The 21,485-nt window shown below is 69.0% G+C and carries 26 protein-coding genes; 10 read left to right on the forward strand and 16 right to left on the reverse strand.

Annotated elements, in window-relative coordinates; translation table 11 throughout:
• The first annotated feature begins 69 nt into the window (after positions 1–69).
• The 6 genes from ASG60_RS08785 (at position 70) to ASG60_RS08810 (ending at position 5,020) form a co-directional block, all read left to right on the forward strand.
• Positions 70–549 (forward strand): DoxX family protein, encoded by a 480-nt coding sequence (locus tag ASG60_RS08785; RefSeq protein WP_056385072.1) that lies wholly within the window; start codon positions 70–72, stop codon positions 547–549.
• Positions 550–598: 49 nt separating this feature from the next.
• Positions 599–1,045, forward strand: a complete 447-nt coding sequence (locus ASG60_RS08790) for a cupin domain-containing protein (RefSeq protein ID WP_056170068.1) — start codon at positions 599–601, stop codon at positions 1,043–1,045.
• Positions 1,046–1,055: 10 nt separating this feature from the next.
• The gene (locus ASG60_RS08795; RefSeq protein ID WP_056170070.1) at positions 1,056–1,958 is read left to right on the forward strand and encodes an SMP-30/gluconolactonase/LRE family protein; all 903 of its coding nucleotides are present in this window, start codon (positions 1,056–1,058) and stop codon (positions 1,956–1,958) included.
• Positions 1,955–2,869 (forward strand): VOC family protein, encoded by a 915-nt coding sequence (locus tag ASG60_RS08800; protein ID WP_056385074.1) that lies wholly within the window; start codon positions 1,955–1,957, stop codon positions 2,867–2,869. The genes ASG60_RS08795 and ASG60_RS08800 overlap by 4 nt, the downstream gene beginning before the upstream one ends.
• A 178-nt stretch (positions 2,870–3,047) precedes the next feature.
• Positions 3,048–3,941, forward strand: coding sequence for a prolipoprotein diacylglyceryl transferase (lgt, locus tag ASG60_RS08805; protein WP_056385076.1), 894 nt, complete (start codon positions 3,048–3,050; stop codon positions 3,939–3,941).
• A 50-nt stretch (positions 3,942–3,991) separates the two neighbouring features.
• Positions 3,992–5,020: an SAM-dependent methyltransferase gene (locus tag ASG60_RS08810; protein WP_056385287.1), complete on the forward strand. Its 1,029-nt coding sequence runs from the start codon at positions 3,992–3,994 to the stop codon at positions 5,018–5,020.
• A 185-nt stretch (positions 5,021–5,205) separates the two neighbouring features.
• On the opposite strand, the gene serA is transcribed toward ASG60_RS08810, so the two are convergent.
• From serA to trmD, 3 genes are all read right to left on the reverse strand, one after another.
• Positions 5,206–6,798, reverse strand: a complete 1,593-nt coding sequence (gene serA / locus ASG60_RS08815) for a phosphoglycerate dehydrogenase (RefSeq protein WP_056260635.1) — start codon at positions 6,796–6,798, stop codon at positions 5,206–5,208.
• 295 nt (positions 6,799–7,093) lie between these two features.
• The gene (locus ASG60_RS08820) at positions 7,094–8,260 is read right to left on the reverse strand and encodes a phosphoserine transaminase (RefSeq protein ID WP_082531692.1); all 1,167 of its coding nucleotides are present in this window, start codon (positions 8,258–8,260) and stop codon (positions 7,094–7,096) included.
• Positions 8,261–8,433: 173 nt separating this feature from the next.
• A complete protein-coding gene (gene trmD, locus ASG60_RS08825; RefSeq protein WP_056385080.1) occupies positions 8,434–9,141 on the reverse strand; it encodes a tRNA (guanosine(37)-N1)-methyltransferase TrmD in 708 nt (235 codons plus the stop codon).
• 82 nt (positions 9,142–9,223) lie between these two features.
• On the opposite strand from trmD, the gene ASG60_RS08830 reads away from it, so the two are divergent.
• The 3 genes from ASG60_RS08830 (at position 9,224) to ASG60_RS08840 (ending at position 11,488) form a co-directional block, all read left to right on the forward strand.
• The gene (locus tag ASG60_RS08830; RefSeq protein WP_056385082.1) at positions 9,224–9,970 is read left to right on the forward strand and encodes a methyltransferase domain-containing protein; all 747 of its coding nucleotides are present in this window, start codon (positions 9,224–9,226) and stop codon (positions 9,968–9,970) included.
• Between the two features lie 69 nt (positions 9,971–10,039).
• Positions 10,040–10,828 carry a DUF4239 domain-containing protein gene (locus ASG60_RS08835; RefSeq protein WP_056385084.1) on the forward strand — a complete coding sequence of 263 codons (789 nt, stop codon included), beginning with the start codon at positions 10,040–10,042 and terminating at the stop codon, positions 10,826–10,828.
• Between the two features lie 141 nt (positions 10,829–10,969).
• The gene (locus tag ASG60_RS08840) at positions 10,970–11,488 is read left to right on the forward strand and encodes a GNAT family N-acetyltransferase (protein ID WP_210168488.1); all 519 of its coding nucleotides are present in this window, start codon (positions 10,970–10,972) and stop codon (positions 11,486–11,488) included.
• Between the two features lie 14 nt (positions 11,489–11,502).
• Here the strand turns inward: ASG60_RS08840 and rimM are convergent, their stop codons facing one another.
• The 5 genes from rimM to ASG60_RS08865 all read right to left on the reverse strand — a co-directional run bounded on the left by rimM (position 11,503) and on the right by ASG60_RS08865 (position 14,773).
• Positions 11,503–12,189: a ribosome maturation factor RimM gene (gene rimM / locus ASG60_RS08845; RefSeq protein WP_056385087.1), complete on the reverse strand. Its 687-nt coding sequence runs from the start codon at positions 12,187–12,189 to the stop codon at positions 11,503–11,505.
• Positions 12,190–12,199: 10 nt separating this feature from the next.
• Positions 12,200–12,562, reverse strand: a complete 363-nt coding sequence (rpsP, locus tag ASG60_RS08850) for a 30S ribosomal protein S16 (RefSeq protein ID WP_056170094.1) — start codon at positions 12,560–12,562, stop codon at positions 12,200–12,202.
• Positions 12,563–12,567: 5 nt separating this feature from the next.
• A complete protein-coding gene (locus ASG60_RS08855; RefSeq protein WP_056170686.1) occupies positions 12,568–12,885 on the reverse strand; it encodes a chorismate mutase in 318 nt (105 codons plus the stop codon).
• A 14-nt stretch (positions 12,886–12,899) separates the two neighbouring features.
• Positions 12,900–14,468, reverse strand: a complete 1,569-nt coding sequence (ffh, locus tag ASG60_RS08860) for a signal recognition particle protein (protein ID WP_056385090.1) — start codon at positions 14,466–14,468, stop codon at positions 12,900–12,902.
• Between the two features lie 71 nt (positions 14,469–14,539).
• Positions 14,540–14,773 (reverse strand): hypothetical protein, encoded by a 234-nt coding sequence (locus ASG60_RS08865; protein ID WP_056385091.1) that lies wholly within the window; start codon positions 14,771–14,773, stop codon positions 14,540–14,542.
• A gap of 377 nt (positions 14,774–15,150) precedes the next feature.
• Here ASG60_RS08865 and mtnA point away from each other — a divergent pair, with 377 nt between their 5' ends.
• Entirely contained in the window at positions 15,151–16,248 is a 1,098-nt protein-coding gene (gene mtnA, locus ASG60_RS08870; RefSeq protein WP_056385094.1) for an S-methyl-5-thioribose-1-phosphate isomerase, read from the forward strand.
• Between the two features lie 6 nt (positions 16,249–16,254).
• On the opposite strand, the gene ASG60_RS08875 is transcribed toward mtnA, so the two are convergent.
• The 8 genes from ASG60_RS08875 to ASG60_RS08910 form a co-directional block, all read right to left on the reverse strand.
• Positions 16,255–16,608 carry a type II toxin-antitoxin system PemK/MazF family toxin gene (locus ASG60_RS08875; protein ID WP_056385097.1) on the reverse strand — a complete coding sequence of 118 codons (354 nt, stop codon included), beginning with the start codon at positions 16,606–16,608 and terminating at the stop codon, positions 16,255–16,257.
• Positions 16,605–16,829, reverse strand: coding sequence for an antitoxin MazE-like protein (locus ASG60_RS08880; protein ID WP_056385099.1), 225 nt, complete (start codon positions 16,827–16,829; stop codon positions 16,605–16,607). The genes ASG60_RS08875 and ASG60_RS08880 overlap by 4 nt, the downstream gene beginning before the upstream one ends.
• 102 nt (positions 16,830–16,931) lie before the next feature.
• Positions 16,932–17,927 carry a MaoC family dehydratase gene (locus ASG60_RS08885; RefSeq protein WP_056385101.1) on the reverse strand — a complete coding sequence of 332 codons (996 nt, stop codon included), beginning with the start codon at positions 17,925–17,927 and terminating at the stop codon, positions 16,932–16,934.
• Positions 17,928–17,935: 8 nt separating this feature from the next.
• Positions 17,936–19,033, reverse strand: a complete 1,098-nt coding sequence (ychF, locus tag ASG60_RS08890; protein ID WP_056170114.1) for a redox-regulated ATPase YchF — start codon at positions 19,031–19,033, stop codon at positions 17,936–17,938.
• A 4-nt stretch (positions 19,034–19,037) separates the two neighbouring features.
• Complete coding sequence (locus tag ASG60_RS08895) at positions 19,038–19,493, reverse strand: PIN domain-containing protein (RefSeq protein WP_056385103.1); 456 nt, start codon at positions 19,491–19,493, stop codon at positions 19,038–19,040.
• Positions 19,477–19,704 (reverse strand): hypothetical protein, encoded by a 228-nt coding sequence (locus ASG60_RS08900; protein ID WP_056170121.1) that lies wholly within the window; start codon positions 19,702–19,704, stop codon positions 19,477–19,479. The genes ASG60_RS08895 and ASG60_RS08900 overlap by 17 nt, the downstream gene beginning before the upstream one ends.
• Before the next feature lie 62 nt (positions 19,705–19,766).
• Complete coding sequence (gene pth, locus ASG60_RS08905) at positions 19,767–20,393, reverse strand: aminoacyl-tRNA hydrolase (RefSeq protein ID WP_056260655.1); 627 nt, start codon at positions 20,391–20,393, stop codon at positions 19,767–19,769.
• Between the two features lie 143 nt (positions 20,394–20,536).
• Positions 20,537–21,223, reverse strand: coding sequence for a 50S ribosomal protein L25/general stress protein Ctc (locus ASG60_RS08910; RefSeq protein ID WP_056170127.1), 687 nt, complete (start codon positions 21,221–21,223; stop codon positions 20,537–20,539).
• Between the last annotated feature and the right edge of the window lie 262 nt (positions 21,224–21,485).

Consider the following 21,485-nt stretch of genomic DNA (forward strand, 5'->3'; position numbering starts at 1 on the left):
ACCGCACGAGGCTCCGATGATCGCTGCGTTCGCTGTGAACCCTGCGTCCGACGCAGCGGATACCGGCCGATGACCTGGCTCGATCTCGTGGCGGTGCCGCTGCTCGCCAAGATCTGCCTCGTCTGCATGTTTCCCCTGAGCGCTTACGACAAGGTGGTTCACTGGGACGAGGCGTTGGCCCAGGCCGCCTCCGGCCCCCTGCCGTTTCCGGCGCTGCTCCTCGTGCTTGGCATCCTCGTCGAGACGATGACGCCGGTGATGATCGTGATCGGCTGGTACGACCGGGCCGGCGCCTTTCTACTCGCCGGCTTCTGCGGCGTGACGGCCGTGCTGTTCCACCGCTTCTGGGAGTTCCCCGGCTTCTGGTCGCGGGACGGCGAAGGGCGCGCCCATTTCTGGGACTTCTTCAAGAATTTCGGCCTCGTCGGCGGTCTGCTGCTCGTGGTGATCGGCGGCTACGCCCCGGCCTCGCAGGTCGCGCACCATCCCTTCTCGAGCGGCCCGCAAGCGGCGGAGATCCGTATACCAGCCGCACCAGCCCGACCCTGAGACAGGAAACCCGCCATGACCGGAACGACGCCATGACCGGAACGACGCCATGACCGGAACGACGCCGACCATGCCCTATTGGCACGTCTTCACCGACCCGGAGGGGATCAGCCGCCAGGAGCGGTTCACCCTCTCGAACTTCCGGTTCCAGGGTGTCGGCCCGGATGTGGCGCCGCAATGGAACGACAAGCAGGACCCGACCAAGGCGGGCGTCACCTTCACGGTGCTCCCCGTCGGCTGGGTCGGCGAATGGCACGAGAACCCGAAGCCCCAGTGGATCGCCGTCCTGACGGGGCGCTGGTTCGTCGAGACCATGGACGGGCACCGGGTCGAGATGGGGCCGGGCGACCTCATGTTCGGCGAAGATCAGAACACCGTGGCGCATGACGGCCGCAAGGGACATCTCTCCGGCACCGTGGGCGACGAACCCTGCACCATGATGGTGGTCGGCCTCGACGTGTCCCCCACGGTGAACCAGCCCGGCCGCTTCACCTGAGGGGGTCGCCATGGACGGCTTCGAGATCCACGACCCGCGCTTTCGCGCCTTCGTGCTGCCGAACGCTCCGTTGGAGACCCTCGCGGAAGGGTTTCGCTGGTGCGAGGGCCCGGTCTGGTTCGGCGACCGGGACGAACTCCTGTTCAGTGACCTGCCCAACGACCGGGTGATGCGCTGGAGCGAGCACGGCGGCCTCAGCGTCTTCCGCGCGCCGAGCGGCTTCGAGAACGGGCATGCCCGCGACCGCGAGGGGCGGCTGCTGTCGTGCTCGCACCGCGGGCGCTGCATCACCCGGACCGAACTCGACGGCACCGTCACGATGCTGGCCGACCGGTACGAGGGACGGCGCCTGAATTCGCCCAACGACATCGTCTGCCGGTCCGACGGGACGATCTGGTTCACCGATCCGCCCTACGGCATCCAGACGGATTACGAGGGCGGCAAGCAGGTCTCCGAACTGCCGGCACGGGTCTACCGCCTCGACCCGACAACGGGCGACCTCACCATCGTGGCCGACGATTTCGAAGGGCCGAACGGCCTGTGCTTCTCGCCCGACGAGACCCGGCTGTACATCGCCGAAAGCGGCCTGCAATTCGCCGATGCGCCGACGCGGCACCTGCGGGTGTTCGTGGTCGGCGCAGGCGGCAGCCTCTCCGGCGGGCGGGTGTTCCATACGGTCGAGCCCGGCTTCGCCGATGGGTTCCGTTGCGATACGGACGGGAACCTGTGGTCGAGCGCCGGCGACGGCGTCCACTGCATCGACCCGTCCGGCGCCCTGCTCGGCAAGATCCTGACGCCCGGCCCCGTCGCCAACCTCGCCTTCGGCGGTCGCGAACGGTCGCGCCTGTTCCTCTGCGCCGGCCAGCGCCTCCAAGCGATCTACCTCAACCAGCGCGGAGCGCGCCTGCTGTGAGGCCCCGCGTCACCCGTCTCCTCGGCCTCAGTCGCACGGTGGCGGATCTCGCCCGAACGGAGGCGTTCTACCGCGACGGGCTCGATTTCCGCCGCCTCGGCCCGGTCGAACGCATCCCGAGCGCCGTACTGGATGCGCTCGGCCTTCCGGAGGCCAGCGGGGGGCGGTTGCGTATAGGGCTTGGGGACCAGAGCATCGAGTTCCTGGCCTTCGATACGCCCGGTCAGCGCTACCCCATCGGTGCCCTGGCCAACGATCCGTGGTTCCAGCACGCCGCCATCGTGGTCGCGGACATGAACCGCGCCGTCGCGCGCCTCGACTCCTTCGCACCCGTGCCGATCTCGCGCGGCGGTCCGCAGCGCCTGCCGCCCACCTCCGGAGGCGTCACAGCCTGGAAGTTTCGCGATCCCGACGGACATCCCCTGGAGCTCCTGGCCTTTCCGAAGGGTGCGGGCGCCCGGCGTTGGGCCGAAGCCCCCGGCCTGTTTCGCGGCATCGATCATTCCGCCATCACGGTCGCGGACGCGGAATCCGCCATCGCATTCTTCCGCGACGCCCTCGGGCTGCACCTCGACGGACTGAGCCGCAACAGCGGGCACGAGCAGGCCGCCCTCGACGGCTTGGACGAGCCCGTGGTCGACGTGATCGCGCTCCGGCCCGACGCGGCGGCGGTGCCGCACGTCGAACTCATGCATTACCGCGCGCCCGTTCCCACCGCCGCCCGCCGGCCCTTCACGGCCCGCGACCGGTTCACCTCCCGGCTCCGCTTCGGCCTCCGCGACCTGCCGGCCCTTCGCGACCGGCTCGCGCGCGACTGGCCGCACGTTCCGCTTCACGCCGCACGCGACGGCAGCGTGATCGGTCTCGCGGGTCCCGACGCGCACGGAATCCTGCTCATCGCGGAGGGCTGAGGCTGCCCCACCTCACATGAGCCCCGTGCAGGGCTCGGCCTTGACGCGCCCGGCCCCACGCGTCCAATGCCCGGCTTCGGAGTCCCTCGCGGAACTCCTCGGGGCTACCCGCCCCAATCCGGGCCCGTGAGGGGCCGCGGGAGGTCCGCGAGAGCCGCTCAGATCGGGACGCCCGCCGATGCCACCGCTCCTCGCCCTGCCGTTTCCCGCCATCGATCCGGTGGCGGTGGCCATCGGGCCGCTCACCATCAAGTGGTACGCGCTATCCTACATCGCGGGCCTGCTCGGCGGCTGGTTCTACGCCCGCCGGCTCGTGGCCATCGACCGGCTCTGGGGGGCCGGCAAACGGCCGAGCCTCGACGACATCGACGATCTCATCGTCTGGGTGGCGCTCGGCGTCGTACTCGGCGGGCGCATCGGCTACGTGCTGTTCTACAACCTGCCCCTCTACCTGAACGACCCCCTGGAGATCCTCGCCATCCGCAACGGCGGCATGTCGTTCCATGGCGGGTTCCTCGGGGCGGTGCTGGCCATGGGTCTGTTCGCGCGCTCGCGGAATCTCGCGCCCTTCAAACTGTTCGATCTCGCCGCCGTCACCGTCCCCATCGGGCTGTTCTTCGGCCGCATCGCGAATTTCGTGAACGGCGAGCTGTGGGGCCGTATCGCCCCGGACTTCGATTATGCCGTGGTGTTTCCCTCCGGCGGCCCCCTGCCCCGCCACCCGAGTCAGCTCTACGAGGCGGCCACGGAAGGCGCCCTGCTGTTCGGGGTGATGGCTGTGGCGGTACGGGTGTTCGGCTTCCGCAGGCCGGGGCTTCTCAGCGGGATCTTCGTCCTCGGCTACGCCCTCGCCCGGACGTTCTGCGAATTCTTCCGCGAGCCCGACCGGCAGCTCGGCTACCTCTTCGGCACCGAGGGCTGGCGCACCGGCGGAATCACCATGGGGATGCTGCTCTGCGTGCCTATGGCGCTGGTCGGCATCGCCACCATTCTGCTCGCCGCCCGTGGCGTGACCGCACCGCGGGAATCCGTTTCCAGGCGGCCCGATCCCGCCCGGACCGATCCGACGTGACGACGCCGCTCTTCGCAATTCTGCGCGACGAGATCCTCGCCACGGGGCCGATGCCGCTGGCGCGCTACATGGACGTCTGCCTCGGCCATCCGGTCCATGGCTATTATCGCACGCGCGATCCCCTCGGCGCGGCCGGGGATTTCACCACCGCGCCGGAAATCTCGCAGATGTTCGGCGAACTCGTCGGCATCTGGATCGCCGCCACCTGGGGTGCCCTCGGCGCGCCCGGCGACCTCGCACTGGTGGAACTCGGCCCCGGGCGCGGCACCCTGATGCAGGACGCGCTCCGGGCCCTCGCCCGCGCCGCCCCGGATCTTCGCCCCCACCTCCACCTCGTCGAGACGAGTCCGGTGTTGCGGGCGGCGCAGGCCGAACGTCTCGCCGCCGTCCGGCCGACCTGGCACGAGACGGTGGAGACCGTGCCGCCGGGGCCCGCCCTGGTGGTGGCCAACGAATTCTTCGACGCCCTGCCGGTGCACCAGTTCCAGCGTACGGAGCGTGGCTGGTTCGAGCGCTGCATCGGCCTGACACCCGAGGGGGAGCGCCTCGCCTTCGGGCTCGGCGCGGAGCCCGATCCGCGCATCGTGCATCAAGCCCCTGTCGGCGTGATCCTCACCCTGCCGGGCGCCGCCCTCGACACCGTCCGCATCCTCGCCCGGCGCCTCGTGCGCGACCGGGGCGCCCTGCTGTCCATTGATTACGGCCATACGCAGCCGGGCTTCGGCGATTCGCTCCAGGCGGTGGCGCAGCACCGCTTCGTCGATCCCCTGGCGGCACCGGGGGAAGCCGACCTCACCACCCACGTGGATTTCTCCGCCCTGGCTCGGGCCGCCTCGGCCGAAGGCGCCCGGGTGCACGGACCGGTCGACCAGCGTGATTTCCTTCAGGCCCTTGGCCTCGGCGCGCGTGCCGAGCGCCTGGGAGCCGGCGCAACGCCGCAGCAGGCGGTTCGGATCGCCGCAGCCGTCTCGCGCCTCACCGATCCGGCCCGGCGCGGCATGGGCAGCCTATTCAAAGTGATGGCGATCTCCGATCCCGCCTTGGCCGCCCTGCCCGGACTTCCGACGCCCGACCGTTGACGCCCGTCCGAGGCCGCGGCTTCGCGAACCCTGCGTTTCCGGCGGCGGCCCGCCATTGTCGGATGTGATCAAGCCCCGCCTTGCAGGGACGTAACCCGCGCTTCACCGATCCGTACGGCCGGGCTGGGAGGGGGATCGCACGACGCCCGGGTGGCCCCGGGCGCCGCGCGTCCACCGAGCCCGTTTCAGAAACTCACGGCCCGAACCCGGCGCACCTGCGGGATCGCGTCGATCTGCTTCAGCACCGCATCCGACACCGGCGCATCCACGGCGCACAGGCAGATGGCGCTGCCACCTTCCTCCTCGCGGCCAAGGTTGAACGTCGCCACGTTGACGTTCGCTTCGCCCAGGATGCTGCCCAGCCGCCCGATGAAGCCCGGCTTGTCGTGATTGCGCACGTAGAGCATGTGGCGCGCGAAGGCCGCGTCGATGGCGATGGAGCGGATCTCGATCACCCGGGGCTTGCCGTCGTGGAACACGGTCCCGGCCGCGTCGCGCGGCATGTCCTCGGCGTCGACAGTGATGCGGATCACCGATTCGAAATCCGTGACCGCACCCTCGCGCTTGATCTCGTCGACGACGATCCCCCGCTCCCGGGCGAGCGCCGGGGCCGACACCATGTTGATGTCCTGCAGGAACGGCCGCAGCACGCCCGTGATGGCGGCGGAGGTCAGCGCACGGGTGTTCATGGAGGCCACCGCCCCCTCGTAGGTGATGCGGATGCCCTTGATCGGCGCCTCCGTGAGCTGCCCGAGGAACGAGCCGAGCTTTTCGGCGAGGGCCACGAACGGCTTCAGGCGCGGCGCCTCGTCGGCTGAGATGGAGGGGAAGTTGATGGCGTTGGTGATGGCGCCCTGGAGCAGGTAGTCGGACATCTGCTCGGCCACCTGCAGGGCGACGTTCTCCTGGGCCTCGTTGGTGGAGGCGCCGAGATGCGGCGTGCAGATGACGTTCGGATGCCCGAACAGCGGGTTCTGCTTGGCGGGTTCGGTGACGAACACGTCGAGGGCCGCGCCGGCGACATGACCGGAATCGAGGGCGGCCCGCAGGGCGACCTCGTCGACGAGGCCGCCGCGTGCGCAGTTGACGATCCGCACGCCGCGCTTGGTCTTGGCGATGGCCTCGGCCGACAGGATGTTGCGGGTCTTGTCCGTCATCGGCACGTGCAGGGTGATGATGTCGGCCCGGGCCAGCAGGGCGTCGAGCTCGACTTTCTCGACGCCGAGCTCCACGGCACGCTCCGGCGACAGGTAGGGATCGTACGCCACCACCTTGAGCTTGAGGCCGATGGCCCGGTCGGCCACGATGGCCCCGATGTTGCCGCAGCCGATGATGCCCAGGGTCTTGGCCGTCAGCTCCACGCCCATGAAGCGGTTCTTCTCCCACTTGCCGGCCTGGGTCGAGGCGTCGGCCTGGGGCAGCTGGCGGGCCAGGGCGAACATCAGCGCGATGGCGTGCTCGGCCGTCGTGATGGAATTGCCGAAGGGCGTGTTCATCACGATGATGCCGCGGGCGGTCGCCGCCGCCACGTCGACATTGTCGACGCCGATGCCGGCCCGGCCGATCACCTTGAGGCGACCCGCCTCGGCGATGACCTTGCTGGTGACCTTGGAGGCCGAGCGGATGGCGAGCCCGTCGTAATGGCCGATGATCGCCGTGAAGGCGTCCTTGTCCTTGCCGAGGTCGGGAATGAAGTCGACGTCGATGCCGCGGTCGCGAAAGATCTGCACGGCCGCATCGGAGAGAGCGTCGGAAATGAGCACCTTGGGAGCAGCCATGATGGCCTCCGGGTTCTGGGAAAAGGGATTTTGGGGTTTGGCGCAGGGCACCTCGCCCCTTTCCTGCGGACGACCGTTTTCACACGGATCGCGGGCAGCGCGGGCCCCCACACATTCCAGGAGAGGGACAGGGTGAGGTGTGTGACCTTTTCGGATGGTTCGCACACCTCACCCCAACCCTCTCCTTCCAGGAGAGGGGGCCGGTCGCGCCTTTCATGAACCCCTTCGGGCCTTCAGAACGGCGACGGTGCGGGTGTACGAATCCGGCATCCTCCCCCGCAGAGGGGGGGCGGCCCTACGCGGCCTGCGCGAGCTTCGCCTTCTCGGCGGCGAACGCCCAGTCGAGCCACGGCATCAGCGCTTCGAGGTCCGAGGCCTCCACCGTGCCACCGCACCAGATGCGCAGGCCCGCCGGGGCATCGCGATAGGCGCCGATGTCGTAGGCGATGCCCTCGCGGTCGAGGGTGTCGGCGATCCCCTTGGCCACGGCCTCGACGGCCTTTTCACCCTTCGCCAGCACGTCCGGATCGGTGATCACGAGGCACACGCCGGTGTTGGTGTAGGTGGCGGCATCGGCGGCGAGATGGCCGATCCATGGGGTGCGGGCGACCCAGTCGTGGACCACCTTCGCGTTGGCGTCGGCACGGGCGAAGAGCGCCTCGAGGCCGCCGATGCTCTTTGCCCAGTTCAGCGTGTCGAGGTAATCCTCCACTGCCAGCATCGAGGGCGTGTTGATGGTGTCGCCCTTGAAGATGCCCTCGATGAGCTTGCCGTCCTTGGCCATGCGGAAGACCTTCGGCACGGGCCAAGCCGGCGTATTGCCCTCGATGCGCGCGACGGCACGGGGCGAGAGCACGATCATGCCGTGCGCGGCCTCGCCGCCCATGACCTTCTGCCAGGAGAAGGTCACGACATCGAGCTTGTCCCAGGCGAGCGGCATGGCGAAGGCGGCCGAGGTGGCGTCGCAGATGGTGACGCCCTCGCGGTCGGCCGCGATCCAGTCGCCATCGGGCACGCGGACGCCGGCGGCGGTGCCGTTCCAGGTGAAGATGACGTCGTTGTTCCGGGTATCGACGGCGGACAGATCCGGCAGGATGCCGTAATCCCCCACATGGACCTTCGGCGAGATCTTGAGTTCCTTGAGGGCGTCCGTGACCCATTCGAGGCCGAACGCCTCCCAGGCCACGACCTCGACGGTGCGCGTCCCCAGCATCGACCACATGGCCATCTCGACGGCACCGGTGTCGGAAGCCGGAACGATGCCGATGCGGTAATCGGCCGGCACCTGCAGCACGGTGCGGGTGAGGTCGATGGCTTCCTTGAGCTTGGCCTTGCCGATCACCGAGCGGTGGGAGCGCCCGAGGGCGGCGCCTTCGAGGGCCTGGAGGCTCCAGCCGGGGCGCTTGGTGCAAGGACCGGACGAGAAATTCGGCACGCGGGGGCGCGTGGTGGGTCGGCTCATGGTGGTCATCCTTACAGATGAAAGCTCCTCGTTGGGGAGGAGTGGCCCGCCCGGAGCAGTGAACCGCGCGCGGCGTCGGGGCAAGTTTCTTTTTATGAAACTCAGTTGGCTTTCGATAAAAGCCGTTTGAGGCAGCCTACAAACGGCTTATTCGCCCCACCATGACTTGTGTCTCACCGCTCGGATGGGTCGAGCAGGTCCGGCCGGCGTTCGCGGGTGAGGCGGAGGGCCTCCTCGGCGCGCCAGCGCGCGATGGCACCGTGATTGCCGCCGGTGAGCACGTCCGGGATGGTTCGCCCCTCCCAGTCCCGGGGCCGGGTGTAGTGCGGGTATTCGAGGCGCCCGCCCTCGAAGCTCTCCTCGACGCCCGAGGCTAGCTTGCCCATGACGCCGGGGAGCAGGCGCACGCAGGCATCGAGCAAAGTCAGGGCTGCGATTTCGCCGCCGGACAGGATGTAGTCGCCGATGGAGACCTCCTCCAGGCCGCGTCCGGCGATGACCCGCTCGTCGACGCCCTCGAACCGACCGCAGACGACGACGACGCCCGGCCCCGCGCTCAGGGCGCGAACGCGGGCTTGAGTCAGGGGTTTTCCGCGCGGGCTCATGAGCAGGCGCGGGCGCGGATCGTCCACCGGGGCCGCCGCGTCGAGGGCCGCCGCCAGCACGTCGCAGCGCAGCACCATGCCGGCCCCGCCCCCGGCGGGGGTGTCGTCCACGGCGCGGTGGCGGCCGAGGCCGTGCTCGCGAATCTGGCGAGCCTCCAGGGTCCAGGTGCCCCGCGCCAGGGCTTCGCCCGAGAGGGAGTGACCAAGCGGCCCGGGAAACATCTCGGGGTAGAGGGTGAGGAGGGTGGCGCGCCAGGCCGTGCTATCTTCAGTCATGATGCTCCATGACGCGGGGCGGGGCGGCGGGTCAACGCGCGCGGGGCGGGCACTTTTGCAGACCGGAACCCGTTGTCCCGGCATGATGCGCCTCGCTCCGCTTGCCGCCGCTCTCCTCGGCCTTCTGCCCTTGCCGGCGCACGCCGCCGACCCCCTCGGGCCGCCGGGTCTCCCGGCCGCCGCCTTCCCGAAACCCGACCGGCCGGTGGCGGAGATCATCGCGCCGCTCTGGGCCCAGGAAGGGCAGCGCGACCGGGTCGACGAGGTCGGGCAGGTCGCGCGCCTCATGGGGATCGGGCCGGGCCAGACCGTCGCGGATATCGGCGCGGGCAGCGGCTACTACACCGTGCGGCTGGCGACGCGGGTCGGCCCCCAGGGCCGCGTGCTCGCCGAGGACGTGACCCCGGATTACCTCGCGGGCCTCGAACGCCGCGTGGCGGCGCTCCCCAACGTCACGGTGGTGCGGGGCGAGGCGCACGATCCCCGGCTGCCGCCGGGCTCCGTGGATGCCGCGGTTCTCGTCCACATGTACCACGAGATCACCCAGCCCTTCGGCCTGCTCCACAATCTGGCGACGGCGATGAAGCCCGGCGGCCGGGTCGGCATCGTCGACGCCGATGCGATTCCCTCCCGCCACGGTACGCCGCCGGCCCTGCTGCGCTGCGAACTCGCCGCCGCGGGCTACCGGGAGACCGGCTTCCAGGTTCTCGACGGGGGCGTCGGCTACCTGGCGATCTTCGCGGCCCCCGCCGCCGCGGACCGGCCGGAGCCCGCCGCGATCCGGCCCTGCCGGGACACGGCGACCCGCACCGCTCCGACGCCGCGCTGAGGGCGGTTCACCCTTCGGTAGCCGGCTTGGCGCTACGGTCCCGACGAACTTTTCGACGGGAGGCGCGGCGTGATCCTCGGCCTGTGGCTCGACTTTCCGGTCTGGCTGATCTTCACCAGCCTGGGCGGTGTCTTCGCGGGAGCCACCGGGCTCCTCGTGCTCCTGACCAACTCGCGCCGGACCCGGCCAATCCTGTTGCGCCTCGGCACCGGCATGGTGCCGGCCTATTTCACCGCGATCTCGGTGCTGCTCGCCCTGCTCACGGGTACCGTCGCCAACGATGCGTGGGAGCGCCAGCGTCAGGCGGGGCGGGTGGTGCAGAACGAGCGCTCGAACCTCCTGGCGGCCCATGATCTCAGCCTCGCCACGGTGTCGGACATGAGCGAGATCCGTGCCGCCCTCGTGACCTACGCCAACGCCCTGATCCTGGACGAATGGCCGAAGATGACGGACGGGCTGTCGTCGCCCGTGGCGGGGGCCGCCCTGGGTCGCCTGATGGCGGTGTCGGCCGACCCCAAGCACGAGGCGGCGGGCCGGGCCGCCCATGCCCTCCTGCTCGACGCCGTGATGAACCTGCGTACGGCCCGGGGTGAACGCCTCGCGCTCAGCGACGCCCAGGGGGATCAATCGAAATGGCTGACCCTGATGGTTCTGGCCGGGCTGACCCTCGTCGCCATCGGCCTCGTCCACCTCGAACGCCCCGTGGCGCAGGCGACGACGCTCGTCATGTTCTCCATCGCCATGGTGACGACTTTGGGGGTCGTCGCTCTACACGAGCGCCCGTTCGACGGCCCCATGGCGCGAAGCCCGGCGCCCATCGAACGGGCGAAGGCGGTGATGCTGGAGGGACGGGATTAGGGGGGAAGGCTGACGGATGGGACCAATCCTGGTCTTACTGTCACTTTTGACGCGAGGCGGCCCTAACCAACACTCGCCGGTGACATGCCTTGCATCGACCATGTAACGGAGCGGAGATTGGCGCTCGGAGGTCAGTTGGCAATGCAGGTCCGTCGTTTCGAAGATTCTGACGCCGAAGCCTTAGCTGATCTTATGATCGAGATGGCGGGCTCATATGGGGCAACCATCAGGTCCGATTTGGTGGTCGTCAAGGACATCCTTCGGCAGGCCCGAAAGGTCGACATCATCGTGGCGCATGACGATGCCCGTCTGCTCGGCTTTGCGACATTCACATCTCTCTACCCTGTCGCTGGCTTGCTCGCCTTCACCTACGTCCAGCAAATTTACGTCGGCCAAGCCGCACGTCGGCTCGGTGTCGCGCAGGACTTGATGGCGGGGGTTGCCCAAGCGGCGAAGGCTGCAGGCAGCACGAGGGTCGAGTGGTCCACCTCGACCGGGAACATCACGGCACGATCGCTTTACGACGGACTGGGCGCAGCCAAGTCTGACAAGGTGTATTACGTCCTCGATGGAGTTGCCCTCGAACAGATGGCGACGAGAGGGCAGCCGGGCGATCAAGTGCGGTTGCCACCGATCACCGACGTTCAGGACAACGACTAAACGTCAGATCTTCCCTAAACCGGCTCGTCGGGCGGGCGCGGTCCGGCCGGAGCGAACAGGTCTTCGGGCGGGTCGATCACCACCCGACCACCGGCGATGTCGAGCTCGGGCACGAAGGCCTTGGTGAAGGGCAGCAGCGCCGTGGCGCCGCCGAGCGCCGGCTTGATCTCCAGGAGATCGCCGCCGCCGTAATTCGGCACGTCCGCGACGGTGCCGAGGCGGGTGCCCGCGGTGTCGACCACGTCGAGGCCCACGAGGTCGGCGGTGAAGAACTCGTCCGCGTCCGCCACGGTGCCGAGACGCTCGCGGGGGAGGTAAAGGGCGAGGCGGTTGAGGCTTTCCGCCCCCGTGCGGTCGGTCACACCCTTGACCCGCACCACGAGGAGGTCGGGCGCGGCACCGCCGGCCTGGCGCACGTCGGTGAGTTCGATGCGGCGGCCGTCGGCGCCGAGGAGCGGGCCGTAGGACGCGATGGCCTGCGGGTCGCCGGTGTAGGATTTCAGGCGGATCTCGCCGTTGAGCCCATGCGCCCGGCCGAACTCGCCCATCTGGACGAGGCTCGGATCGGTGGCGGGCAGGGGCGCATCGGCATCGGGCCTCAGTCGGTGGGCCGAAGTCGGTACGCTCTCGCCGATGCGTCCGGGACGCGCGCGGCGTCCGCCGTCCCCGTGGGGCGTGTGACCGGGGGGACGGCGGGCCATCGCTGACGCCTCAGGCCGCGGCGTCTTCGGCCGGGGCAGCGGCCTTCTCGGCGCGCTTGGCGGCGCGCTCCTTGGCCTTCTCGCCCGGCTCGGCCTTCTGCGGGTTGTTGCGCACGGGGCGCTTGGCGAGGCCGGCGGCGTCGAGGAAGCGCAGAACGCGGTCCGTGGGCTGGGCGCCCTTGGCGAGCCAAGCCTGGATCTTGTCGGACTCCAACACGATGCGGGCCGGATCGTCCTTGGCCTTCATGGGATCGTACACGCCGACCTTCTCGATGAAGCGGCCGTCGCGGGGCGCGCGGGCGTCGGCGACGACGATGCGGTAGTACGGGCGCTTCTTGGCGCCGCCACGGGTGAGACGGATCTTGAGGGACATGGTGTCTACTTTCTCTCTTCGATTGCGTTGTGATTGGCCGCAATCGTCTGGTGGTGCCGGATGACTTCCTTGACCACGAAGGTCAGGAAGGTCTCGGCGAAATCGGGATCGAGCTTGGCGTCGATCGCGAGTTTGCGCAGGCGGGCGATCTGCATCGACTCCCGCCCGGGATCGGAAGCGGGCAGGCCCTTGCGGGCCTTCAGTTCGCCGACCCGCTGGGTGCAGCGGAACCGCTCGGCGAGCAGGTAGATCAGGGCGGCATCGAAATTGTCGATGCTCTCGCGCAGGCGCACGAGTTCGGGGTCGATCCCCTGCGCCGCCATGGTCTCGGGGCCGCTCATTTCTTTTTCCCCGGCAGAAAGCCGCCGAGGCCGGGCAGGCCCTTGCCGCCGAGCCCCGGAAGGCCCGGCATCTTGCCCCCACCGCCGAGGCCCGGGGGCATCGGAGGCAGCTTGCCACCGAACTGCTTCTGCATGTCGGCGATCATCTCGGGCGTCGGCTCCGGCATGCCCGGGGGCAGGCCCGGCATCCCACCCGGCATCCCGCCGCCGCCCATTCCGCCACCCATGCCGAACATGGAGCCGAGGGCCTGGCCGATGCCGCGCTTGCCCGAACCCATGGCCTTCATCATGTCGGCCATGGTCCGGTGCATCTTGAGGAGCTTGTTCAGCTCCTCGACCTTCGTCCCCGAACCCGCCGCGATGCGCTTCTTGCGGGAGTTCTTGAGGAGGTCGGGATTCTTGCGCTCCTGCGCGGTCATCGACGAGATGATGGCCCGCTGGCGGGCGAACATCTTCTCGTCGAGGTTGGCGTTCTCGACCTGCTTCTTGATCTGACCCATGCCCGGAAGCATGCCCATCAGGCCACCGATGCCGCCCATCTTCTCCATCTGGGCGAGCTGCATCGACAGGTCGTCGAGGTCGAACTTGCCCTTGCGCATCTTCTCCGCGGTGCGGAGCGCCTGCTCGTGGTCGATGGTCTCGGCGGCCTTCTCCACGAGGGAGACGATGTCGCCCATGCCGAGGATGCGGTTGGCGACGCGGGAGGGGTGGAACTCCTCGAGCGCATCGACCTTCTCGCCGGTGCCCACGAGCTTGATCGGCTTGCCGGTGACGGCGCGCATGGACAGCGCCGCGCCGCCGCGCGAATCGCCGTCCATGCGGGTGAGCACGATGCCGGTGACGCCGAGGCGCTGGTCGAAGGCCCGCGCGGTGACGACCGCGTCCTGGCCGGTCAGGGCGTCGGCCACCAGCAGGACTTCGTGCGGGTTGGTGGCGGCCTTGACCTCGGCCGCCTCCTGCATCAGCGCCTCGTCGAGGGTGGTGCGGCCGGCGGTGTCGAGCATCACCACGTCGAAGCCGCCGAGGCGGGCCGCATCCATGGCGCGCCGGGCGATCTGCACGGCCGACTGGCCGGCGACGATGGGCAGGCACTCGACCTCGACCTGACGCGCCAGGATCGCCAGCTGCTCCATGGCGGCCGGGCGCCGGGTGTCGAGGGAGGCGAGCAGCACCTTGCGCTTGTCGCGCGATGCCAGCCGGCGGGCGATCTTGGCCGTCGTGGTGGTCTTGCCCGAACCCTGGAGGCCGACCATCAGGATGGCGACGGGGGCGGGCGCGTTGAGGTCGATGAGCCCGACATCCGAGCCCAGCATCGCCGTCAGCTCGTCGTTGACGATCTTGACGACCATCTGGCCGGGGGTGACCGACTTGACGACGACGGCACCGACAGCCTTCTCGCGCACCTTCTCGGTGAAGTCGCGCACCACTTCGAGGGCGACGTCGGCCTCGAGCAGGGCGCGCCGGACCTCCCGCAGGGCGGCCGTGACGTCGGCCTCCGTGAGAGCGCCGCGGCGCGTCAGCCCCGAGAGAATGCCGGACAGGCGATCGGACAGGCCTTCGAACATGCGTCAGGCTCCCTGGACCAGGATCGTCACGGCGAATCCCGTTCCGTCACGTCTCGTCACGCCGTCGCGCATCACTGGTTGACGCCTGCGCTCGCAGCCCGGCGCGCCTGGAGGGCGTTCTCGAAGCTGCGCACCGCACGGGCGAACTTGTCCCGGCATTCGGGATTGCAGAAGCCCACGACGGCGCCGTTGTAGAGGGTCAATGAATCGGCCGAAATCGGCTTGCCCGACCAGGGGCAGACGTCGTTGACCGCGTCCGCGACGCGCAGCGGTGTGTTCGACGTGTCGGGCGTGGCGTTGGGCATGCGGCTTTCGAACGAACGAGGGATCGACGCCCTCTACCCCAACGCGAATCTCGCCCGAGGGCGCATCGCGCTGTCGGGCGTTGACCTCCGGCCTCATGGGGCCGGTCGGCGTTCGTGCTGACGATCGGATCGTCGGAATCGATTGGGCTCGGTTAGGACGCCGACACCCGCGAGTCAAGTTTCTCAAACGGTGGAGCGGGTTCCGACCGTGAACGGATCGGCTTCCTACGGTCCGCAGAATGCATGCCCCCTCCCCCGAAGACCCGGCGAACATGGTACGTGCGCCGGCATCGCTCTCGCACAGGCTGGCCTCGCCGGGGCGTTCTGACGTAAAGGCTCGGCCTCCCGCCCGGCCCCTCACCTCTCGGACGCGCGCCATGAAGATCGACGGCCAGCCCTACCGCACCATCTTCCCCGATGCCGACGGCGCCGCCGTGCAGGTGATCGACCAGACCCGACTGCCCTTCGCGTTCGAACTGAAGCGTCTCGCCTCCATGCACGAGGCCGGCACCGCCATCCGCACCATGGTGGTGCGCGGCGCGCCCCTCATCGGCGTGGCGGCGGCCTACGGCCTGGCGCTCGGCCTCGCCGAGGATTCGTCCGATGCCGGCATCGAGCGGGCGGTGGAGTTCCTCGCCGACACGCGCCCGACGGCCATCAACCTGCGCTGGGCGCTCGACCGGGTCGCGGCCAAGCTGCGCACGGTGCCGGAGACCGAGCGTGCCGCCTTCGCGTTCGCCGAGGCCGGGCGCATCGCCGAGGAGGATGTGGAGAGCTGCCACGCCATCGGGGTGCACGGCGCCAAGATCCTGGCCGATCTCCACGCCAGGACCGGCCGCACCGTCAACGTCCTGACCCATTGCAACGCCGGCTGGCTCGCCACCGTCGATTGGGGCACGGCGCTCGCCCCCATCTACGTCGCGCACGATGCCGGCGTGCCGGTCCACGTGTTCGTGGACGAGACCCGGCCGCGCAACCAGGGCGCGGCGCTCACGGCCTTCGAGCTCAACGCCCACGGCGTGCCCCACACGGTCATCGCCGACAATGCCGGCGGCCACCTCATGCAGCACGGCCGCATCGATCTCTGCATCGTCGGCTCCGACCGCACCACGGCCTCGGGCGACGTCTGCAACAAGATCGGCACCTACCTGAAGGCCCTGGCGGCCTCCGACAACGGCATCCCGTTCTACGCCGCCCTGCCGTTCTCGACCATCGACTGGACCCTCGACGACGGCGTGGCCCAGATCCCCATCGAGGAGCGCGACGGCCGCGAGGTCTCGCACCTCACGGGCCGCCTCCCCGACGGCGCCTTCGCGACCATCGAGGTGGTGTCCCCCGGCAGCCCCGTGGCCAACCCCGCCTTCGACGTCACCCCGGCCCGCCTGGTGACGGGCATCATCACCGAGCGCGGCGTGGCGCGCGCGAGCGCGGACGGGTTGCTGTCGCTGTACCCGGAGCGGCGGGCGGCGGCGTAGACGCCCTCAACCCTCGTCTTCGGCCTGATTTCTGGGCGTCAGACCAAGAAAAACGACGAGCGCACGATCGAGCCGAACGCTGTCCACGGCGTCGAGCGTCCCGCGACGCCGTCCAAGCTTCGATTTCGGAACGGTCGTGATTTTGTCGACCATCAGACGGGATACAGCGCGCAGGCCGTTGCTGGGATTCGGCACCACGGCGAGACGGATCAGGGGCGCATCTGTCGGGTCGGTCGTGAACGCACAGATCGTGATGGAGTCGGTCGCGTCGAACCGATCCTCTTGAAGGATGACGACGGGTCGGGGTGTTCCAGCATAGTCCTTTCCGCCCGAGTCGGTCCAGATCTCGCCGCGTTTCACGCATCGTCCCAGCGCGAGACCGAATCGATGAAATCCTGGTCGTCGGCGGCCTCCGCACGCGATGCAACGGCCGCGGCCTGCCGATGGGCTTCCGCTTCGAAGGCGGCCGCACGCGGATCGGGGACCCAGATCCGCACCGGCCGCAACCCCTGACGGCGGAGCCGATCGTGACGCTCCCGGATCGTCTCCGTGGTGCGTTCGGTCTTCGAAGCAGCACTCACGTTCCATCTCCCCAGAAGACATCGAGGTGCGCCGCCTCGACGTGAATGCCAAGGCACACGATTGGTCGGAGAGACACACGACGCAACAGGCCGCCTCCGCGCTCAGTGAACGGGCGCCCACTGCCAGAACACCGACCCGGTGAACTCGAACACCTTGGTGCCGTGCTGGTTCACCGCCGTGTTGTGGTGGGTCGCGAGGCCCCAGCCGGGGCGGGAGGCCGATCGGCGCTTGGCCGTGAGGGCGCAGGCATAGCGCAGGGTGTCGCCGGCATAGACCGGGGCGAGCCAGCGCATGTCGCGGAATCCCGGCGAGGGTCCGAGCTGCGGCACCGGGCCCGACCGGGCGGTGAGCGCCATGTCGCGGGCGCGGGTGATGTGGAGGCGCTTCATCCAGACGGCGGCCGTGTGCCAGCCGGATGCGCAGAGCGCGCCGAAATGGGTCTCCCGAGCCGCGGCCGGATCGAGGTGGAAGGCCTGCGGATCGTAGGCCTTCGCATAGGCCACAATTGCTTCGGGCGTGAAGAGGTGATGCCCGAGGTCGCGGGCGACCCCGATGGGGGCATCCGCGAGGAAATCGAGCTGCACCGCGTCGGTCCCCTCCGCGGGTGCGCTCGGCTCGATGGGATTGACCACACGCGGCGGCAGCGGCGTGGCCCCCCGGCGGGCGAACATCACCGTGAAGGCCTGGGTCATCACCGCCTCGTCGCGGCCGTTGCGCAGGGTCAGGTCGAACCGCACGAAGCCGCGGTCGGGCTTGGTGTTCGAGGCCCGGCAACTGTCGACCTTCACGGAGATGCCGAGGGTATCCCCTGGCAGCACCGGCCGCAGCCAGCGCAGCTGCAGGACACCGGGCGAGCCCATGGAGGTCGCGCCCCGGAAGACGTGCTTCTGCAGGAGCCGCATGCCGAAGCCGGCGCTCTGCCAGCCCGAGCCGATGAGCTGCCCGACGAAAGTCGCCTCGGCGGCCGTCTCGTCGAGGTGGAACGGCTGCGGATCGAACTCCCGCGCGAACGCGACGAGCTCCTCGCGGGTCACGGTGATCGGCCCGCCCTCGATGACGGCGCCGGGGGTGAAATCCTCGAAAGCGATACCGGTCATGCGCCCGCTCAGTTGGCGAAGCGGAAGTGCAGCACGTCGCCGTCCTGGACCACGTACTCCTTGCCCTCGAGACGAAACTTGCCGGCCTCCTTGGCGCCGCTCTCGCCCTTGAGGGCGACGTAGTCGGCGAACGCGATGGTCTCGGAACGGATGAAGCCCTTCTCGAAGTCCGTGTGAATCACGCCCGCCGCCGCCGGCGCCCGCGTGCCCTTCTCGATGGTCCAGGCGCGGGCCTCCTTCGGGCCGACCGTGAAGTAGGTGATGAGGCCGAGAAGCTCGTAGCCGGCGCGGATGACGCGGTTGAGGCCGGGCTCGGCCAGACCCACGGCCTCGAGAAAGTCGCCCTGATCGGCGACCGGCATCACGGCGATCTCGCTCTCGATCTTGGCCGAGACCACGACCGCCTTGGCGCCCTCGGCCTTGGCCTGCGCCAGCACCGCGTCGGAATAGGCGTTGCCCTTGTCGGCGTCGCCCTCGTCGACGTTGCAGACATAGAGGACGGGTTTGGCCGTCATCAGCCCGAGGGTCTGGAACAGGGCCTCCTCCTCGGGCTTGCGGGGAACGAGGCGGGCCGGCTTGCCCTCGCGCAGGAGCGGCAGGGCGCGATTCACGAGGTCGAGGGCCTCCTTGGCCTCCTTGTCGGCGCCCTTGGCCTTCTTCTCCAGGGCGAACAGGCGCTTCTCCAGGCTGTCGAGGTCGGCGAGCATCAGTTCGGTTTCGATGGTCTCGATGTCGGCCTTCGGATCGACCTTGCCCTCCACATGGGTCACGTCGCCGTCGGTGAAGCACCGCACCACGTGGGCGATGGCATCGACTTCGCGAATGTTGGCGAGGAACTGGTTGCCGAGGCCCTCGCCCTTCGAGGCGCCGCGCACGAGGCCGGCGATGTCCACGAAGGTAAGCCGCGTCGGGATGATCTCCTTCGAGGCGGCGATCTTCGCCAGATCGTCGAGGCGCGGATCCGGCACCGCCACCTCGCCGACATTCGGCTCGATGGTGCAGAACGGATAGTTCGCCGCCTGCGCCGCCGCCGTCTGCGTCAGCGCGTTGAACAGGGTCGACTTGCCGACGTTCGGCAGGCCGACGATACCGCATTTGAAGCCCATGGTGTCAGTTCCGTTGAAACACGTCGTTTGGCGACGCTTGAAAGGGATCGATGAGGGCCAGCCCCTCGAAAACCGTGCCGTGTCCCATATCCTCGGTGAGGAAGAACCGGCAGCCGGCCAGCGAAGCACCTGCCACGAGCAGGCAGTCGAACCATTGATATCCAAGCCGGTTTCGGACGGACCATGCCAATTCCACGTCCTCCTCCGAGATCGGACGATCGCCCCAGCTTCGCAGGGCCGCGATGTCCGAGCGAATGTCGTCCGCTGAGCGATGGCTCTCCTTCTTCAGGAGCCACCGAGTCAGTTCGTTGAGAACCTGAAGATTGGTGCGCGCCCGCCCGCTCGCTCCGACCGTTCCAAGCCAGGAGCGAGCCCGCTCGCGCTTCGTCGCATTGCGGTCGTCTCGTGCGTAGATGAGAACGTTCGTATCGATGAAAACGAGATCAGTCGTAGAGATCATCGCGTGAAGGAGCCTTCCCGTTCTCATCGGTGAGGGGGAGAAGGGGCCCGGCCAGGAATTGCTCGAGCGCTTCGAGCTGATTGAGCGGACGTCCAACTCGGACTTCGACCGTCTCGGCGATGAATTTCGACAAGCTCTTACCGTCCCGCGCCGCCGCCACACGAGCGCGTTGCAGAACCGCGTCGTCCATTGTCACCGTGACATTCTTCATCGCCCGCTCCCCAGTTCCGCACCCGATATCGTGTCCCCGTGTTTTCGTGTCAATTCGCAGCCTCAAGCGGGCTTGCCCGAACTCGCCCGTTCGCCGACGCCCTTGACGTCGTCCCAGCCGCGCCCCGCCATGGCGAGGTGAACCTTGTTCTGGAAGCTCGCATCCTCGCCCGCCGCCAGCAGGGCGATGTGGTCGGCGATGGCCCGGTTGAGATCGTCGAGCCAGGGCCCCTCGTCCTTGCCGAAATCGTTGAGCACGTAGGCGTGGACCAGGGCCTTGTCGCCCGGATGCCCGATGCCGAGGCGGACCCGGTGATAGTCGTTGCCGCATTGGGCCGTGATCGAGCGCAGGCCGTTATGCCCGGCATTGCCGCCGCCGAGCTTCACCCGGACCTTGGCCGGGGCGAGGTCGAGTTCATCGTGCAGCACGATCACGCTGCCGAGGGGGATCTTGAAGAAGCGCTGCACCTCGGCGACGGACCGGCCCGAGTCGTTCATGAAGGTCTGCGGCTTGAGCAGGACCGCGCGCTCGGTTCCCAGGACCGCCTCTGCGATCTCACCCTGGAACTTCTTCCGCCACGGACCGGCCCGGTGCACCCGCGCGATCTCGTCGAGGGCGAGGAAGCCGATGTTGTGGCGGTTGCGGGCGTAGCGGGCGCCCGGATTTCCGAGGCCGACGATCAGGCGCATGGCGCGACGTTTCCTGCCGAACGAGGGAGAACCGGACCAGCGAGGGAGTCTGGGAACAGGTGAAAAGGGTCTGGAAACAGGAATGCCCCGACCTCGCGGCCGGGGCATCCTCAGGGACGTGAAACCGGGGGGAGCCCCAGGTCTCAGTCCTCCTTCTTCTCGTCCTCGGCGGCCTCGGCGGCCTCCTCGATCTTCTCTTCGGCGGCTTCGGCCGACTGGGCCTCGGCAATGGCGGCCTCCTCGGCCTCCACCTCGGCGCCGAGCACCGTCGGCGGCACGACGTTGGCGACGGTGGCGTCGGGTTCACCCGTAAAGGTGGCGCCAGCCGGCAGCTTGACGTCGGCGATGTGGATGGCGTCGCCGATCTCGCGGCCGGTCAGGTCGATCTCGACGGCCTCGGGGATCGCATCGGGGGCGACTTCGAGGGCCAGGGTGTGCAGCACGATGTTGAGGGTGCCGCCGCGCTGTTTGATGCCGGGGGCCGCGTCCTCGTTGATGAAGTGCACCGGCACCTCGACGGTGATGGACTGGCCGGCGACGACGCGCAGGAAGTCGACATGCAGCGGCACGCCGTTGACCGGGTCGAGCTGGAAGTCGCGCGGGATCGCACGGGTCTTCTTGCCGCCGGCGTTGATCTCGAACAGCGTGGTCTTGAAACCGCCGGCGTAGATCAGGGTGCGGGTGCGGATGAGGTCGATGGCGATGGCCTGCGGGGCCTGGCCGCCGCCGTAGATGACGGCGGGAACTTGGCCCTGGCGACGAACGGCCCGGGCGGCCCCCTTGCCGACCCGGTCGCGTGCCACGGCCTCAAGCGTCTTGACTGCGCTCATGGCGTGATCCTTCAAAGATTGAAACAAGCCGGGGAACAACGAAAGGCCGCCCGAAACGGACGGCCACACCGAACCCCGATTCGCGCCCGTGCCTCCAAGGGTGTCTGGCGGGCGCGGGTTGCCTATAGCCTGGGGGGCGCCCGGGTTCAAGGACCCGCCCCGCACGACGCCGGAGGGACAGTGGCCCCCGGATGGACGCGAACGCGTCGGCTTCAGGCGAAGGTGCCGGGGGCAGCGCCGCCCGGACTTCTTCTGTCGACGC

The sequence above is a fragment of the Methylobacterium sp. Leaf469 genome, from assembly GCF_001424745.1.
Classification (GTDB): Bacteria; Pseudomonadota; Alphaproteobacteria; order Rhizobiales; family Beijerinckiaceae; genus Methylobacterium.

What these genes read in the sequence shown, in the direction of transcription:
- ASG60_RS08785 (WP_056385072.1), top strand. Translation starts at nt 70, where the DNA reads ATGACCTGGCTCGATCTCGTGGCGGTGCCGCTGCTCGCCAAGATCTGC.
- ASG60_RS08790 (WP_056170068.1), top strand. Translation starts at nt 599, where the DNA reads ATGACCGGAACGACGCCGACCATGCCCTATTGGCACGTCTTCACCGAC.
- ASG60_RS08795 (WP_056170070.1), top strand. Translation starts at nt 1,056, where the DNA reads ATGGACGGCTTCGAGATCCACGACCCGCGCTTTCGCGCCTTCGTGCTG.
- lgt (WP_056385076.1), top strand. Translation starts at nt 3,048, where the DNA reads ATGCCACCGCTCCTCGCCCTGCCGTTTCCCGCCATCGATCCGGTGGCG.
- ASG60_RS08810 (WP_056385287.1), top strand. Translation starts at nt 3,992, where the DNA reads ATGCCGCTGGCGCGCTACATGGACGTCTGCCTCGGCCATCCGGTCCAT.
- serA (WP_056260635.1), bottom strand. Translation starts at nt 6,798, where the DNA reads ATGGCTGCTCCCAAGGTGCTCATTTCCGACGCTCTCTCCGATGCGGCC.
- ASG60_RS08820 (WP_082531692.1), bottom strand. Translation starts at nt 8,260, where the DNA reads ATGAGCCGACCCACCACGCGCCCCCGCGTGCCGAATTTCTCGTCCGGT.
- trmD (WP_056385080.1), bottom strand. Translation starts at nt 9,141, where the DNA reads ATGACTGAAGATAGCACGGCCTGGCGCGCCACCCTCCTCACCCTCTAC.
- ASG60_RS08830 (WP_056385082.1), top strand. Translation starts at nt 9,224, where the DNA reads ATGATGCGCCTCGCTCCGCTTGCCGCCGCTCTCCTCGGCCTTCTGCCC.
- ASG60_RS08840 (WP_210168488.1), top strand. Translation starts at nt 10,970, where the DNA reads ATGCAGGTCCGTCGTTTCGAAGATTCTGACGCCGAAGCCTTAGCTGAT.
- rimM (WP_056385087.1), bottom strand. Translation starts at nt 12,189, where the DNA reads ATGGCCCGCCGTCCCCCCGGTCACACGCCCCACGGGGACGGCGGACGC.
- rpsP (WP_056170094.1), bottom strand. Translation starts at nt 12,562, where the DNA reads ATGTCCCTCAAGATCCGTCTCACCCGTGGCGGCGCCAAGAAGCGCCCG.
- ASG60_RS08855 (WP_056170686.1), bottom strand. Translation starts at nt 12,885, where the DNA reads ATGGCGGCGCAGGGGATCGACCCCGAACTCGTGCGCCTGCGCGAGAGC.
- ffh (WP_056385090.1), bottom strand. Translation starts at nt 14,468, where the DNA reads ATGTTCGAAGGCCTGTCCGATCGCCTGTCCGGCATTCTCTCGGGGCTG.
- ASG60_RS08865 (WP_056385091.1), bottom strand. Translation starts at nt 14,773, where the DNA reads ATGCCCAACGCCACGCCCGACACGTCGAACACACCGCTGCGCGTCGCG.
- mtnA (WP_056385094.1), top strand. Translation starts at nt 15,151, where the DNA reads ATGAAGATCGACGGCCAGCCCTACCGCACCATCTTCCCCGATGCCGAC.
- ASG60_RS08885 (WP_056385101.1), bottom strand. Translation starts at nt 17,927, where the DNA reads ATGACCGGTATCGCTTTCGAGGATTTCACCCCCGGCGCCGTCATCGAG.
- ychF (WP_056170114.1), bottom strand. Translation starts at nt 19,033, where the DNA reads ATGGGCTTCAAATGCGGTATCGTCGGCCTGCCGAACGTCGGCAAGTCG.
- ASG60_RS08895 (WP_056385103.1), bottom strand. Translation starts at nt 19,493, where the DNA reads ATGATCTCTACGACTGATCTCGTTTTCATCGATACGAACGTTCTCATC.
- ASG60_RS08900 (WP_056170121.1), bottom strand. Translation starts at nt 19,704, where the DNA reads ATGAAGAATGTCACGGTGACAATGGACGACGCGGTTCTGCAACGCGCT.
- pth (WP_056260655.1), bottom strand. Translation starts at nt 20,393, where the DNA reads ATGCGCCTGATCGTCGGCCTCGGAAATCCGGGCGCCCGCTACGCCCGC.
- ASG60_RS08910 (WP_056170127.1), bottom strand. Translation starts at nt 21,223, where the DNA reads ATGAGCGCAGTCAAGACGCTTGAGGCCGTGGCACGCGACCGGGTCGGC.